Below are 14,237 nucleotides of genomic sequence, written 5' to 3' on the forward strand. Positions count from 1 at the left end.
AGACGACGCCGAGCCAAGGGCTGTTAAGATCAAAGTCAATGACGGGCAAGGGCCAGAGCGAGATGTAATCTCTCGGGTTTTGCAGCAGTCAATCGACCATCGACTGAGACTGGTAAGGGTCACAGATGATCGGTTCAGTGACAGCTTCAATCCTCCCACCAAGCACTTGCAGATGGACCTCGACGACACATCTCCCGGAGCGGTGGGAAACCTAGCTGTCGCCTACATGCGCAAACTCATGGAAGAGGCTGAGTCTATGCCTTGCGACGCGCAAGGCGCTCCTCCGTGACCATCGCCACGTAAACGGCGCGAGCTATATCTGCTAGCTCGCGTGCCTCACCATATTTAAGCTCATAAACCGCCGCCTCGATCATCTCTGGCGTGATTTCAATGGGCTCGATTTCCTCAGTCTTTTCAGTGCCGGCCTGTCGGCCCGGATCATAGGACATATTCCCATACTTTCTCAAGTATATAATTGGGAATAAATTCCTTATGACTCCGCTTGACTCTTCCGGCACCCTCTGGAATCTATAGGAACATAACAGGAACAATTGCTGTCGGAAGTGAATGTCATGGCGATGAGCGCCGTGGCGCGGGACACTGTTTTTGCCCTGCGCCGCCAGATCGCGAAGATCGAGGGAACGCTGCCCGAGCGCCTGCAGGCGCCGACGGCCGGTGGTATCGTGGATGCCACTCGATCGGACAGGACGATCGTCCGGCGTGGCCTCGCCGTGGCTTCGGCGGACGCCTTCCTGCATACCGGCATCGGTCGCCTCGACGCCGCCCTCGGCGGCGGCCTGCCCAAGGCGGCGCTCAGCGAAATCCATGGCCTGGAGACCCGCGATGCCGGCGCCGTTGCCGGCTTCGCGCTGTCGCTCGTAAGCCTGGTCCTCAGAGAGAAGCAGGGCCTGCCGATCCTCTGGGTCGGGACGGCGGAAATCTTCCATGAGGCCGGCTTTCCCTATGCCAGGGGCCTTCACGCCCTGTTCGGCATCGAGCCGGAGCAATTGCTGTTTTCCGAGGCGCCAAAACTGCTCGATGCGCTGTGGATCGCCGAGGAGGCCGCCCGCATGACGGCCTTTGCCGCGGTCATCCTCGAGATCCGCGGCAGTCCGCAGCGGCTCGACCTCACCGCCACGCGCCGGCTGCACGCCCGCGCCCAGAATGCCGGCCGGCCGCTGCTTTTGCTGCGCCAGGCCGGCGAGGCCGACCCCACCGCCGCCCCGGTGCGCCTCATCGTCTCGGCGGCGGCGGCGGCAAGCCGCGAAACCGTCGCTGGGCCGCTCGCCGGCTCGATCGGCCGCCCCGCCTTCAAACTCGATATCGGCAAGAGCCGCACGGCCCTGCCCGGACAATTCACACTGGAGTGGAACCCAAATGAGCACGCTTTTGCAGAAAGAACAGAGAATTCTGTCGCTGTGGTTCCCGCATCTGGCCGCGGAGCGGATCCTGCGCCAGCGCCTGGGGCGGTCCTGGCGTTCCCGGCCCCCGCATCACCTGCCGTCACCTCACCCGCCGCTTGTGATCAGCCATCGCGACAACAACACCCAGCGCATCGCGGCCCTCGACGAGCGGGCTGAGGCGCTCAGATTGAAGCGCGGCATGGGCATCGCCGATGCGCGCGCCATGCATCCCTCGATCGATGTGGTCGAGGCCGATGCGGAAGCCGACCGCCGGCTGCTCGAAGGCCTTGCCGACTGGTGCGACCGCTACACGCCGCTGGTGGCGATCGACGGCGAGGACGGGCTGTTCCTCGACGTCACCGGCTGCACGCATTTGTTCGGCGGCGAGCGCGCCATGCAGGACGAGATCCTCACCCGCTTCTTCCAGCAGGGCTTCGATGTCCGCGCCGGGCTGGCTTCGACGCCGGGCGCCGCCTGGGCGGCGGCGCGCTTCCATGGCGACCGCATCATCGCCGGCGGCGAGGAGGAGGCGCTCCTGGCGTCATTGCCACTGTCGGCGCTGCGCATCACGCCGGAAACCCGCGTCGGCCTGGAAAGTGTGGGCCTGCGCACCGCCGGCGCGGTGATGGCCGCGCCCCGCGCGCCGCTCGCCCGCCGCTTCGGCGCCACCTTGCTTCTGCGCCTCGACCAGGCGCTCGGCCGCCTCGACGAGGCCGTGTCGCCGCGCCTTCCCGTCGCGCCGCTCTCGGTCGAGCGCCACCTTGCCGAGCCGGTCGTGCTCACCGACGACATCGAGCGGCTGGTGAGCCGGCTGGCGATCGCCTTGAAGACCGACCTCGAACGCCGCGGCGAGGGCGCGCGCACGCTGGCGCTGCTTCTCTTCCGCGTCGACGGCGCCGTCAGCCGCATCGCCGTCGGCACCTCGCGCCCGATGCGCGAGCCGCGGCTGATCCAAAGACTGTTCCATGAGCGGCTCACCGCGCTGGAGCAGACCATCGACGCCGGCTTCGGCTTCGACCTCGTGCGGTTGTCCGTGCTGTCGGTCGCGGCCTTCGACTTGGCTCAGGGCGACCTCACCGGCAAGACGAACGACGATGACGCCGACATCGCGCTCTTCGCCGACCGCGTCCGCGCCCGTCTCGGCGAGACCGCCATGCTGAAGCCGGTGGCCGTCGAAAGCCATCTGCCGGAACGCGCTGTCAAAACCGTGCCTTTCGCCGAAGCGCCGCAAAGACGCGCTCCGGCCGGCCGGGCAGCACCCCCCCGAACGGCGCCGCCGATGACCGTCTATCCGCCGGAGCGGCCGGTGCGCCTGTTCCGCTCGCCCGAGCCGATCGAGGTGCCGGCGACCGAGATACCGGAAGGTCCGCCGATGAATTTCCGCTGGCGGCGCGCGCTCTACCGCGTCGCCCGCGCCGAGGGGCCGGAGCGCATCGCCGCCGAATGGTGGCGGCAATTGCCCGGTGAGGAGGAGGCGCCGACCCGCGATTATTACCGCATCGAGGACAGCGAGGGACGCCGCTACTGGCTCTACCGCCAGGGCCTCTACAGCAGCGCCGCGCAGGCCGCGCCGCCGCGCTGGTTCATGCATGGGGTGTTCGCATGAACGCGCTGACCGTCATCCCCTATGCCGAGTTCGGCATAAGTTCGAATTTCTCCTTCCTGCGCGGCGCTTCGAAACCCGAGGAACTGGTGGTGACCGCGAAGTTCTACGGTTTTGCCTCGATCGGCCTTGCCGACAGGAACACGGTCGCCGGCGTCGTGCGCGCCTGGCAGCAGGCCAGGGTGGAGAAGATGGCCTATCACCCCGGCTGCCGCCTGGTTTTCGGTGACGGCACGCCGGATATCCTCGCCTATCCCCGCGACCGTCAGGGCTGGGGCCATCTCTGCCGCATGCTGACCCAGGCCAATCTGCGCGACGAGAACGAGAAGGGCGCGACGCTGCTGGAGCTCGGCGACCTGCTCGAATGGGGCGATCGGATGTCGCTGGCGGTCCTGCCCGGCCTGTCGGCAGGCACCGAGGACGGCTTGTCGTTTATTAGCCGGCTTAAGGATCGTTTCGGCGCGGCGCTTCGGCTGGCCGTGGCACCGGATTATGCCGGCAACGATCGCTTCCGCATCGAGCAGGCGGCGTCGATGGCCGAACACGCCCGCGTCCCGCTGATGGCGACCAACGACGTGCTCTATCACGCCGCCGACCGCCGACCGCTGCAGGACGTGCTCACCGCGATCCGCCTCAACACCCCGGTTTCCGAGGTCGGGCTCGAGCTGACCGCCAATGCCGAGCGCCACCTGAAGCCGCCGCTGGAGATGGCGCGGCTTTTCCGCCGCCACCCGCAGGCGCTGGCGGAGACGCTGCGCTTCGCCGACGAGCTCACCTTCTCGCTCAGCGACCTCGAATACAATTATCCGGACGAGCCGACCGAATCCGGGCTCGGACCGCAGGCCGAGCTCGAACGCCTGGCGCGGGAAGGGGCGGTCAGGCGCTATCCGGCCGGCGTTCCCGATTATGTGCTGAAACGCATCGACAGTGAACTCGCTTTGATCGAGCGCCTGAACTATGCGCGCTATTTCCTCACCGTCCACGACATCGTCAAATTCGCCCGCAGCCAGGACATCCTTTGTCAGGGCCGCGGCTCGGCCGCCAATTCGATCATCTGCTTCTGCATCGGCATCACCGAGGTCGGCCCGGAACGCATCGACACCTTGTTCGAGCGCTTCATCTCGGAAGAGCGCAACGAGCCGCCAGACATCGACGTCGATTTCGAGCATGAGCGGCGTGAAGAGGTCATTCAGTACATCTATACGAAATACAGCACCAAGCGCACCGCCTTGGCCGCCGCCGTCATCAGCTATCGCGGCCGCTCCGCCTTGCGCGAGGTGGCCAAGGCCATGGGCCTGTCGGAAGATGTCCGCAGCGCGCTGTCCAGCACCATCTGGGGCTGGTCGACCTCCGAGCTCGGCGAAAAAGAAGCCAATGCCGGCGGCCTCGACCGCACCGATCCGCTGTCCAGACAGGTGCTTGAGCGCGCCAACGAGATCATGGGCTTCCCCCGCCATCTTTCCCAGCATGTCGGCGGCTTCGTCATCACCCGCGACCGGCTCGACGAGGTCGTGCCCATCGTCAAGACGGCGATGGAGGAGCGAAAGATGGTCGAGTGGGACAAGGACGATCTCGACGCGGTGAAGATCCTCAAGGTCGACGTGCTGGCGCTCGGCATGCTGACCTGCCTGAAGCGCGCTCTGACCTTGCTCACGCAGCATTATCCGCAGGCGCGGGACGATTACGGCCGGCCCTACAGCTTGGACTCTATCCCGCCGGAGAACCAGCGCGTCTACGACATGATCTGCCGGGCCGACACTCTTGGCGTCTTCCAGATCGAATCCCGCGCTCAGATGTCGATGCTGCCGCGGCTTAAGCCCCGCGAATTCTATGATCTCGTCATCGAGGTGGCGATCGTGCGGCCCGGGCCGATCCAGGGCGACATGGTGCATCCTTATCTGCGTAGACGACAGGGCAAGGAGAAGGCCGAATACCCCAAGCCTGAGTTGGAAGAGATCCTTGGCAAGACGCTCGGTGTGCCTTTGTTTCAGGAGCAGGCGATGAAGATCGCCATTGTCGCCGGCGGCTTCCGGCCGGGCGAAGCCGACGAACTGCGCCGCGCCATGGCGACCTTCAAGCGAACCGGCACGATCGGCAACTATGAAACGCGGATGGTCGAAGGGATGGTCGAGAAAGGCTATCCCAGGGAGTTCGCCGAACGCTGCTTCAAGCAGATCGAAGGTTTCGGCGAATACGGCTTTCCCGAAAGCCACGCCGCGTCCTTCGCGCTGCTCGTCTATGCCTCCTGCTGGTTCAAGACCTTCTTTCCCGATGTGTTCTGCGCCGCCATCCTCAACGCGCAACCGATGGGCTTCTACCAGCCGGCGCAGCTCGTGCGCGACGCGCGCGACCATGGCGTCGAGGTGCGCGAGGTCGACATCAACCATTCCGTCTGGGACTGCACGCTGGAGGCCACCGTCTTCAATCCGTCCCGCATCCTCGAGCGCCACGCCTCGATGCGCGGCGTCATCGAGACGGCGCATGCCGTCCGCCTCGGCTTCCGCCAGATCAAGGGCCTGTCCGAAGAGCGCATGGATATAGTCGTTGCCCAGCGCGGCGATGGCTATCGGTCGGTCAGGGATGTCTGGTTGCGCTCGGGCCTCGATGTCGGCGAGATCGAGAAGCTGGCGCAGGCTGATGCGTTCCGCTCGATCGGCCTCGACCGCCGCGCCGCGCTCTGGGAGGTGCGGGCGCTCGACGGCAAGAGCGCAGCCGAGAAACTGCCGCTGTTCGACCGGCCCGCTCTCGGCCTGCGCGAGCTGGAGCCGGAAACGAAACTGCCGAAGATGCCGCTCGGCGAGCATGTCGTGCACGACTACCGCTCGCTCGGCCTGTCGCTGAAGGAGCATCCCGTCGCCTTCCTGCGCGAAAGGCTGGATCGCGCCGGCGTCACCGCCAATTCCCGCCTGCCGTCGGTGCGCGACGGCCGCCGCGTCTCCGTCGCCGGGCTGGTTCTGGTGCGCCAGCGCCCAGGCAAGGGCAATGCGATCTTCCTTACGCTGGAGGACGAAAAATCGATCGCCAACGTCATCATCTGGCCACGCGTCTTCGACCGCTTCCGCTCCGTCGTCATGGGCGCGCGCTTCATCCGCGTCACCGGCAAGCTGCAGCATGAATCGGACGTCATCCACATCGTCGCCGACCGGATCGAGGATCTGACCTCCTGGCTGAGCGTGTTGCTGGAGTCCAACCGCCCGGTCATCGAGCATAATCCCGCCGAACGGCCGGCTGGATCAGAGTCCGCCGCAAGCCGCGGCCTGCCGGTCCGCCAGGATATCGCCACGCTGTCGGGCACGGCACGCCAGGTCATGCCGAAGGGGCGGAATTTTCAGTAGCAGCGATTTCCAGCACAAAAAGGAACGCAGCAGAGGCAAGAAGCGTAATCGCCGCCTGCGCAAGCACACTCATGACGGCCCGCCGAGCCGCGGCGGCCGCGGCGCCAGCATGTCCTCGGCCGAGATCGTGCGCGCCTCCGAAGGCAGCATGATCGGGATACCGTCGCGCACCGGATAGGCGAGCTTCGCCACGCGCGAGACCAGTTCGCTGCGCTCGGGGTCCCAGGTCAGCGGCCCCTTGGTCAGCGGGCAGGCCAGCAGCTCCAGCAGCTTCGGGTCGACCTCGGCCTTCCGTCCGTCACGTCCGTCAGCCATGAACCCATTCCCGTACCGGCAACCTATTGCAGGCTTGACCCAAATTCATCATCCTCGCGCGCCAGCGTTATTTCGGTGATGGCGATCAGCGTCTCGGCGCGCGTCTTCAGGTCCGGCGCTTCCAGCAGCGCCTGTTTCTCGGCCGGTCCATAAGGCGCCATCATCGACAGCGCGTTGACCAGCATGCCGTTTTCGGCGCGGCTTACGCTTTCCCAGTCGGCCTCGAGGTCGTTGGCCTGCAGATAGGCGCGAAACGCCTTGAGCAGCGCCGGCCGGTCGACCTCGGCGCCGGCCGGGTCTTCATCGAGGTCGGCCAAAAACGGCCTGATCTTGCACTGCCGGAACGGCGCCTTTGCCGCGAGCTCCTGCACGATGCGAAACCGGCAGACGCCCTGCAGCGAGATCAGGTAGCGCCCGTCGCCGGTCTCGGCGAGCGAGATGATGCGCCCGGCGCAACCGACGCTGCACAGCTCGGGCTCGCCGTCATCGCGCAATGCGCCGTCAAGGCTGGGCTGGACCATGCCGATCAGCCGCGAGCCGGCCATCGCCAGGTCGATCATCTGCAGGTAACGCGGCTCGAAGACGTTGAGCGGCATGCGGCCGCCCGGCAGAAGCAGCGCCCCGGCAAGCGGGAACACCGGGATTGCCGCCGGCAGATCCTTGGCAAGCCGATAGAGTGCGTTACCGACGCGCACCGCGACCCTCCCAAAGCAACGCCGGCAAGCGCATCAAGCTGCAATCTCCTCTCGCACCGGCAAACGCGCCTCTATCGGCATCCGGCCCCGCCCTTATCTGGCGCTGACGTCCCGCTGCGCAAGCCTGCCGGCCACGACAGCCGGCAAAAAATTCACGGCAATTCGCGAAAAGTGCCTGGCGGTCAGGTTCGGCGACTTCGCCGTGGCCTCCCGTCCGGAATTGCGCAAAACCAAACTTAAAGCGGTTCGGCGATTCTGTGAAACGCCGAACCGCTCTAGGAAAACAGCAGCGACGAGAGCTTGCGGCGTGCCGCGAGCGTCGCCTCGTCGGTCATTCCCCAGGCCTCGAACAGTTTCAACAGCTGCGCCCTGGCGCCGTCGTCGTTCCAGGTCCGGTCGGCCTTGACGATCGCCAGCAGGTTGTCGGCGGCCGCGTTGCGCTCGCCGCGCGCGTTCTGGATCATCGCCAGGTCGAAGCGCGCCTGATGGTCGGCCGGGTCGGCGGCGAGCCGGCGCTCGAACTCGGCCGGATTGCCGAGCGCGGCCGCTTCCGCGGCAAGCGTCATCTTGGCGCGCAGCGCCGCCAGCGCCGGCGCGTCCTTCTTGTCCTCGGGCGCCCGCGCCAGCACGGCTTCGGCGCCTTCCGCATCCCCGGCATCGAACAGGATCTCGCCCAGGCCCGCGACCGCCTCGATCGTCTCCGGCGCCTGCTCGAGGATCGCATCGTAGATGTCGGCCGCGGTCTGGACGTCGCCGGCCGTACGCGCCTCCGCCGCCGCGGCAAGCGCGTCCGCGATCTGCGGCGCACCGCCGCCCTTGCCGCCGACCTTCTGGATGAACTGGGCGATCTGGCTTTCCGGAACAGCGCCCATGAAGCCGTCCACGGGCTGGCCGTCCTTGAAGGCGATGACGGCGGGGATAGACTGGATGCCGAGTTGGCCGGCGATCGAGGGATGATCGTCGATGTTCATCTTGACCAGCTTGACCTTGCCGCCGGCGTCCTTCACCGCCTTTTCGAGCTGCGGCGTCAGCTGCTTGCAGGGCCCGCACCATGGCGCCCAGAAGTCGACCAGCACCGGCTGGCGGCGCGATTCCTGGATGACGTCGGCGGCGAAGGTGGCGGTCGTGGTGTCCTTGATCAGGTCGGCCGCCGCCGGCGCGTCGCCGAGCGAAACCTTGGCGCGGTCGCCGCCGCCATATTGCACCGTCTGGGCGTACTGGCCGCCATTGCCGCCGAACGCGCCGCTATACGGATTGTCGTCACTCATATTCTCGCCCTTTCGGTCACGCTCTCGGGCGTCGGCGCCCGGCGCGTCATTGTCGGATTTCAAAAACCGCCTTCCATGTGGCGATCAGCCCCCGAGTTTCAAGGTAACGGGACTTTCAAGGTCATGAGACTTTCAGGATAACAGGATCGTGGCCGGTTGCCTCGACGAATCTGATCAGGTCGGCGGCGGCGATCGAGGTCGTCGCCTCATTGGTCAGCGGGTGGCCGTTGATGACGTCGTGGCTCATCAATGCCTGGTCGAGCACGATCTTCACCTTCCCTTCCGTGTCGTTGATCAGGCCGAAAACGGTGACCGCGCCGGGGATGACGCCGAGCAGTTCCATCAGCATTTCCGGCTTGCCGAAGGACACCCGGCTGGCGGCGCCGATCAGGTGGTGTATCTGTTTCAGGTCGACCACGGCGTCCTCGCCGACGGTGACGAGGAAGTAATTGTCCTTCTTGTCCTTGAGGAACAGGTTCTTGGTGTGGCCGCCGGGGATTTCGCCGCGCAGGCCTTGCGAATCGGCGACCGTGAACAGCGGCGGGTGCCGCACCGTCGTGACGGCAATGCCGAGATCGGCAAGAAAGGCGTTGAGCTCGGCTTCGGTCTTCGGCATCGGTCCTCGCGCAATCAGAAAGGGGTCATGCCGTTTACGGCCAACGGCGCCCTCGGGGCAAGGCCGCCGCAGCGATTCCAGGCAAGGCGAACGGCGGCTTTGCCCGGGGACTCGCAACCGGCCCGATTTTGGCCCCGCTTCGATGCTTTCGAAGCGAACTTCGCCGCGGGAGGAATTCACTCCAAGAAGACCGTCATTTCCCTGTTGCAATCGCCGCGCTCTTCGGCCATATAGGCGCGGCTTGCGGCCCAAGGCCGCGCGAGCGGGTGTAGCTCAGGGGTAGAGCACAACCTTGCCAAGGTTGGGGTCGAGCGTTCGAATCGCTTCACCCGCTCCAATTTCCTCAAGGAAGTTAAGCGCTATGAAAAAGGGCCGGATCGATCCGGCCCTTTTCATTTTTGCCGCTGACATACGCTGTTGGACACTCATGGCTGCCACTTGGCGGAGCCTTTCGCGGATCATTTCGCGATTGCCCCTCGCACCGGAGATACGCTAACAACGGCAAGGCAGGCCTTGGCGGGGCGCTTGTCGCGTAACGCAGGCACGCTTGCCGCAGTATCTGGCCTGAACAGGCTCCATACCCATGACCTTTCCTCTCTCATCAACGGTTACTCGGCGCGCCGCGATTGTCGATCCGGTCACCACGGGGGCGTGCGCTGCGCGGGTGCCGCGTGTACCAGCCTGATTGCTCACAGGCCGATTTGGAGGCCCGCAACGGGCTGGCGGAGGCGCTCTCGCCTCTATTGCAGGGTTTTGTTCGGGCTCCCTCCGGATCCGGGCCTGCCGAAGCGATTTATGGCTTGTTCGCGCGTTTCAAGCGACGTTTCGCCGAGCCGGCGGGGCACTGGGCGCAGAATAACCTTGCGGCGCACCGGACCATGGTCGAGACCATTTTCTATCCTTTCGGCGGCCCGGACCTGCTGTTCCCCCTTCACCTTTTCCCGCAAGCTCGAGAATATATCCTGGTTGGCGCCGAACCATGCGGTCCCTGGCCGCTCGCGGAAAGACCGGACGACTTCGCGTTGGCCGGCATAGTGGACATCTTGCGGCACTATCTCGACTGCTCCTATTTCGTCACCAAGGACCTGCGATCGCAGCTGACGGGCAGCAGCATAGGGGGCGTCCTGCCGCTCCTGATCGCGCAGATCGCCCATGCCGGGCTGCCGCTGCACCGGATCGATCCCGTCGACGGCACGGGGATCCATATCCTGTTCGGTGACCGGGCGGCGCCAATCCGCCTCACCTATTTCCAGCAGGACCTTCGCGACGAACACTGGGCGCGCGAGAGCCCGCTCAGCCGTCACCTCGGGGCCACGCGCCGCTTGGCGACCTTTGTCAAGAGCGCGAGCTATCTCCTGCACGAACCGCCCTTCGAGCGGCTTCGCGGTCTTCTGCGGGAACGGACCGATGTCCTGGTGCAGGATCCAAGCGGCATCCCCTACCGCCTGTTGCGCGACTGGGGATGGCATATCGAGCTGCATGGACGCTTTGTCGCCGATATTCCGGTGTTCGCGAAGTATGATCAGTCGGAGCTGGCCGCGGCCTATGGCGACAGGGGCGACGGTCCGGCCCTGCCCTTCGGGATCGGCTATCTCAACGACGCCGCAAGGGCCGGCCTTATCGTCGCCGTGCCTCAGCGCCGCTTATAGGGGCCGGCATGCGGCTCCTGATGACCCAACGCGCGCTTGTCGACTTCCACGGGTCGGAGATGGTCACCGTCGAGGTCGCCCGCGAAATGGCCGAGCGCGGCCACGAAATCACGGTTTTCAGCCCTCGTCTCGGCGGTGTCGCCAAACTGCTCTGGCCAAGCGGCGTGCGTGTGGTATCCCGCCTGGACGACGTGCCGTGGACCCCGGACCTGATCCACGCCCACCATCATCTGCCGGCCATGGCGGCCATGGCGCGCTTCGAAACAACGCCTGCCGTCTACTATTGTCACGGCGCCATACCATGGGTGGAGCAGCCGCCCATGCACCAGCGCATCCACTGCTACGTGATGATGTGCGAATGGATGGTGCGACGCGCCATCGCCGAGTTCGATCTCGATCCCGGGCGTGTTTCCTGCGTGCCGAACTTTGTCAACACGACGCGCTTCTCCGAGGTGCGCTCGCCGCCTCGGGAGATGCGCCGGGCGCTGCTCTTCCAGAGCAGTGGCCTGCCCGAGATCGAGCTTTCGCAACTGGAATCCGGTTGTGCCGCGCTCGGTCTCCAACTCGACAAGATCGGCGCGGCCTATGGCAACAGCCAACCCCGGCCGGAGATGCTGCTGCAGCAATATGATCTCGTCTTCGCAAGCGGCAAATCCGCGCTGGAAGCAATGGCGACCGGTTGCGCGGTGATGACGCTGGCGCCGACCCAGGCCGGTGGACTGGTGACCGTGGAGAACTTCGACCGCGGCTCCTTCTTGAATTTCGGACCCCGCTACTACAGCGGCGCGACGCCGATCAACGAGGCATGGCTGCGCCGGGAGCTTGCTCTCTATTCGCCGGAGGACGCGGCCCAGGTGACGGCAAAGGTGCGGCGCGAACGAACCCTCCAGATTGCGGTCGACGGGCTGGAAGGCCTTTATCGAAAAGCGCTGGAATCCGGTGCGCCGGAGCCGGCGGTGGGTCCGTTCGCGCCCTATCTCGAACGCCTGGCAAGCGAGGTTGACGCGATGTGGCTGGAGAGGGAAAGCTTGCCGGCGCTGCGCGGGCGCATCGCTTATCTGGAAAGGAAGCTCGCGCGGAGATGGCCGTCTCGTCTCAAAAAAATCATCAAATCCATCTCGCGCAAACGTGGGCATGAATAGGGCAGCGCGTCTTGGCGCCGCGCATGGCCCGAAAAACGTCCCCGCCTGAACCGATCGCCTGTGCGCCTTCCGTCACGGACTTCCCGCAAAATGGATCAAGCAGATGTAATCACGCGATATTTCTCCCGGGTAGTAGCATTCGCCACCCCGAAAATATCGGCAACCCGTCAGACTTGGGTCGCATGCCGAAGGGACTGTAGAACCTCTTTTGCCGGGCGCCCGACAATTATATGTTGAGCGAAAGTGCCGGAATTGATCCGGCCGGGCAGTCTCGCGGGGAACCATTCCCGCAAGTCGTTACGTTGGGGCATAGCTAAACAAAACGGCCATGAGGTTCACAGCCTTACAGGATCCGTGCGGCCAATGGATGGTATACGATCTGCGGTCCGGTTGCCCGGCGCAGATGCCGGACATGGTGCTACTGGGTCTCACGCGCGAGCAAGCGGAGGAGTTCGCCAGCCAGGCGAATGAACTCCTCTCGACACCGCGGCCGGCGGTACTTTCCCGATATTCCAGCCTTTTATCGATACTTTACTGGCCTGCGCTGGAACAATCGGACTCTGTTTCAACTGCCATGCGTGTCGTGGGAGCGCGCCGCGGTTCCGGGGCAACCACGTGGGCCAAACAAAGACTTAGGCCGGTCAGCGATTCCGTGAACACCGAGCCCGCTTTAGCTACGCTGAAACAAGGCGCGTCAATGCGGTTCGCAGCGATGCGAGATCCATGCGACGACTGGCTTGTGTGTGATCTGGCCTTCGACATCCCGGCGGAGATGGTCGGCCGGCCGCTGATCGGCCTGACGCGCGGCGAAGCCGAGCAGCTTGCCGACCTCGCCAATGCCAGGCTTGGCGGACAGACTGCCAGTTCGCCGATCCCGTTCGCCAGCGTCGCCTGAAGACCCCGGCCCGCGCATTGGCGATTCAACGCCCGTTCACATCGGATAACGTTTGCGTTCCACCCTCGTTTCAACGCCGGGGCGGCTTCTATATGTCTGCTTTGGGCCGAGAAACGCCGGCGGTGAATGGCCAGCACCGCGACACGACGCGACAGGACGGCCCGTTTCGGAAAAAGCGGTTTTGCCGCTTCTTCCATCGCAGGGAGATGTCATCATGCGTTCTTTCATCCCAAAGCTCATTGCGGCCGCCTCGATCTTCGCGGCCATACCGCTTTCCAGCGCCTATGCCGTGCACCGCCACCATAGAGCGGCGGTCGACACGACAACCACGGCGTCAGTGCCGATGGATCCGGAGGCGAGAGCCGCAACGGAGCAGCTGCTTGGCGTCAAGCAAGGTATCCGCAACGCCAGGGAGCTCGGCAAGATCTCTGAAGGCAAGGCCCGCGAGCTGATGCAGCAGGCCGATAGCATCCAGCGCGGCGGATCGGCGATCGGGCAGATCAACGAGCTGGATCAGCGGCTTCAGGACGCCACCGGCCAGGGAACCTATATGGGCGACGGCTCGGACGGCGGCTATTATCCGAACGGCTGACTAACATGCGTTCTTCGCAAGGCGGCTGCCGGTGTGATCGGGCCTTCCCAGGCTTCACACCGGCGCGCTGCCGTACAATGCCGCTGCAGCGACGGCGCCGGCATCCGTCATACCAGGCTACGCTCTTTGGCGGTCTCGCTATCTGCGCCATGCGCAATCCCGTCGCCTGACGCGTCGCATAACGCTCTTTGGGCCGCCGGTCGTCCCGGCCCTCGCGAATCTGTGATGTGACGGAGGGGCCGGCCGGCCCGCTCGACTACGCCAGCCGCGCCCGCGTTGTCCTCGGCGTCGCCAAGAGCAGGCTTGTCTCGCTTCCCGTTATGCCAGGGATCAGCCTTATGCGCCGCAGCACGGCGTCGAAATCCGTCAGCGTGGCGGTGCCGAGCTCCACCACCAGGTCCCAGCGGCCGTTGGTGGTGTGGATAGTCGAGACCTCGGCGAGGCCGCCGAGCGCCTTGACGACGCGGTCGGCGGCATGGCCCTCGATCTCGATCGTCATCACACCGCGTATCTTCTGATCGACCGCGTCGGCGCGCAGCACCACCGTGTAGCCGATGATCTCGCCGGACTTTTCCAGCCGTTCCATGCGCGACCTGACCGTGGCGCGTGACACGCCGAGATCGATGGCGAGGTCGGATACGCTGCGCCGAGCATCATGCCTCAGCAGCGTCACCAGCTTCTCGTCCAGAGCGTCCATGGCTTTCCATTTCGATCAAATCATTTG

The 14,237-nt window shown here is 65.1% G+C and carries 13 protein-coding genes and 1 tRNA gene; 8 read left to right on the forward strand and 6 right to left on the reverse strand.

The features are described 5' to 3' along the window. Window positions 1-254 precede the first annotated feature (254 nt). Entirely contained in the window at window positions 255-449 is a 195-nt protein-coding gene (locus FJ417_RS33070) for a hypothetical protein (protein WP_181183187.1), read from the reverse strand. Window positions 450-572: 123 nt separating this feature from the next. Here FJ417_RS33070 and FJ417_RS33480 point away from each other — a divergent pair, with 123 nt between their 5' ends. From FJ417_RS33480 to FJ417_RS08920, 3 genes are read left to right on the forward strand one after another with little or no spacing between them, the layout of a single operon-like run. Then, complete coding sequence (locus tag FJ417_RS33480; RefSeq protein WP_140783194.1) at window positions 573-1,580, forward strand: hypothetical protein; 1,008 nt, start codon at window positions 573-575, stop codon at window positions 1,578-1,580. Further along, complete coding sequence (locus FJ417_RS08915; protein WP_140783195.1) at window positions 1,522-3,009, forward strand: DUF6504 family protein; 1,488 nt, start codon at window positions 1,522-1,524, stop codon at window positions 3,007-3,009. Before FJ417_RS33480 ends, FJ417_RS08915 begins: the two co-directional genes overlap by 59 nt. Then, entirely contained in the window at window positions 3,006-6,341 is a 3,336-nt protein-coding gene (locus FJ417_RS08920) for an error-prone DNA polymerase (protein ID WP_140783196.1), read from the forward strand. The genes FJ417_RS08915 and FJ417_RS08920 overlap by 4 nt, the downstream gene beginning before the upstream one ends. 69 nt (window positions 6,342-6,410) lie before the next feature. Here the strand turns inward: FJ417_RS08920 and FJ417_RS08925 are convergent, their stop codons facing one another. The 4 genes from FJ417_RS08925 to FJ417_RS08940 form a co-directional block, all read right to left on the reverse strand. After that, a complete protein-coding gene (locus FJ417_RS08925) occupies window positions 6,411-6,656 on the reverse strand; it encodes a Trm112 family protein (protein ID WP_140783197.1) in 246 nt (81 codons plus the stop codon). Between the two features lie 23 nt (window positions 6,657-6,679). Further along, a complete protein-coding gene (locus FJ417_RS08930; RefSeq protein WP_140783198.1) occupies window positions 6,680-7,351 on the reverse strand; it encodes an LON peptidase substrate-binding domain-containing protein in 672 nt (223 codons plus the stop codon). Window positions 7,352-7,626: 275 nt separating this feature from the next. Next, window positions 7,627-8,619, reverse strand: a complete 993-nt coding sequence (trxA, locus tag FJ417_RS08935; RefSeq protein ID WP_140783225.1) for a thioredoxin — start codon at window positions 8,617-8,619, stop codon at window positions 7,627-7,629. Between the two features lie 121 nt (window positions 8,620-8,740). Continuing rightward, the gene (locus FJ417_RS08940; protein WP_140647207.1) at window positions 8,741-9,235 is read right to left on the reverse strand and encodes a prolyl-tRNA synthetase associated domain-containing protein; all 495 of its coding nucleotides are present in this window, start codon (window positions 9,233-9,235) and stop codon (window positions 8,741-8,743) included. A gap of 262 nt (window positions 9,236-9,497) precedes the next feature. Between FJ417_RS08940 and FJ417_RS08945 the strand changes: the two genes are divergently transcribed. From FJ417_RS08945 to FJ417_RS08960, 5 genes are all read left to right on the forward strand, one after another. Beyond that, window positions 9,498-9,572, forward strand: a tRNA-Gly gene (locus FJ417_RS08945). 289 nt (window positions 9,573-9,861) lie between these two features. After that, complete coding sequence (locus FJ417_RS08950; RefSeq protein WP_140783199.1) at window positions 9,862-10,884, forward strand: hypothetical protein; 1,023 nt, start codon at window positions 9,862-9,864, stop codon at window positions 10,882-10,884. 59 nt (window positions 10,885-10,943) lie between these two features. After that, complete coding sequence (locus FJ417_RS08955) at window positions 10,944-12,026, forward strand: glycosyltransferase family 4 protein (protein ID WP_181183189.1); 1,083 nt, start codon at window positions 10,944-10,946, stop codon at window positions 12,024-12,026. 739 nt (window positions 12,027-12,765) lie between these two features. Continuing rightward, a complete protein-coding gene (locus FJ417_RS33075; protein WP_181183190.1) occupies window positions 12,766-12,921 on the forward strand; it encodes a hypothetical protein in 156 nt (51 codons plus the stop codon). 214 nt (window positions 12,922-13,135) lie between these two features. Next, a complete protein-coding gene (locus FJ417_RS08960; RefSeq protein WP_140647216.1) occupies window positions 13,136-13,513 on the forward strand; it encodes a hypothetical protein in 378 nt (125 codons plus the stop codon). 256 nt (window positions 13,514-13,769) lie between these two features. On the opposite strand, the gene FJ417_RS08965 is transcribed toward FJ417_RS08960, so the two are convergent. After that, entirely contained in the window at window positions 13,770-14,210 is a 441-nt protein-coding gene (locus FJ417_RS08965) for an Lrp/AsnC family transcriptional regulator (RefSeq protein WP_095769871.1), read from the reverse strand. Between the last annotated feature and the right edge of the window lie 27 nt (window positions 14,211-14,237).

It is taken from the genome of Mesorhizobium sp. B3-1-7 (genome assembly GCF_006439385.1).
GTDB lineage: Bacteria > Pseudomonadota > Alphaproteobacteria > Rhizobiales > Rhizobiaceae > Mesorhizobium.

Coding starts and splice junctions, on each gene's coding strand:
- FJ417_RS33070 (WP_181183187.1), bottom strand. CDS start 449: ATGTCCTATGATCCGGGCCGACAGGCCGGCACTGAAAAGACTGAGGAA.
- FJ417_RS33480 (WP_140783194.1), top strand. CDS start 573: ATGGCGATGAGCGCCGTGGCGCGGGACACTGTTTTTGCCCTGCGCCGC.
- FJ417_RS08920 (WP_140783196.1), top strand. CDS start 3,006: ATGAACGCGCTGACCGTCATCCCCTATGCCGAGTTCGGCATAAGTTCG.
- FJ417_RS08925 (WP_140783197.1), bottom strand. CDS start 6,656: ATGGCTGACGGACGTGACGGACGGAAGGCCGAGGTCGACCCGAAGCTG.
- trxA (WP_140783225.1), bottom strand. CDS start 8,619: ATGAGTGACGACAATCCGTATAGCGGCGCGTTCGGCGGCAATGGCGGC.
- FJ417_RS08940 (WP_140647207.1), bottom strand. CDS start 9,235: ATGCCGAAGACCGAAGCCGAGCTCAACGCCTTTCTTGCCGATCTCGGC.
- FJ417_RS08955 (WP_181183189.1), top strand. CDS start 10,944: ATGGTCACCGTCGAGGTCGCCCGCGAAATGGCCGAGCGCGGCCACGAA.
- FJ417_RS08960 (WP_140647216.1), top strand. CDS start 13,136: ATGCGTTCTTTCATCCCAAAGCTCATTGCGGCCGCCTCGATCTTCGCG.
- FJ417_RS08965 (WP_095769871.1), bottom strand. CDS start 14,210: ATGGACGCTCTGGACGAGAAGCTGGTGACGCTGCTGAGGCATGATGCT.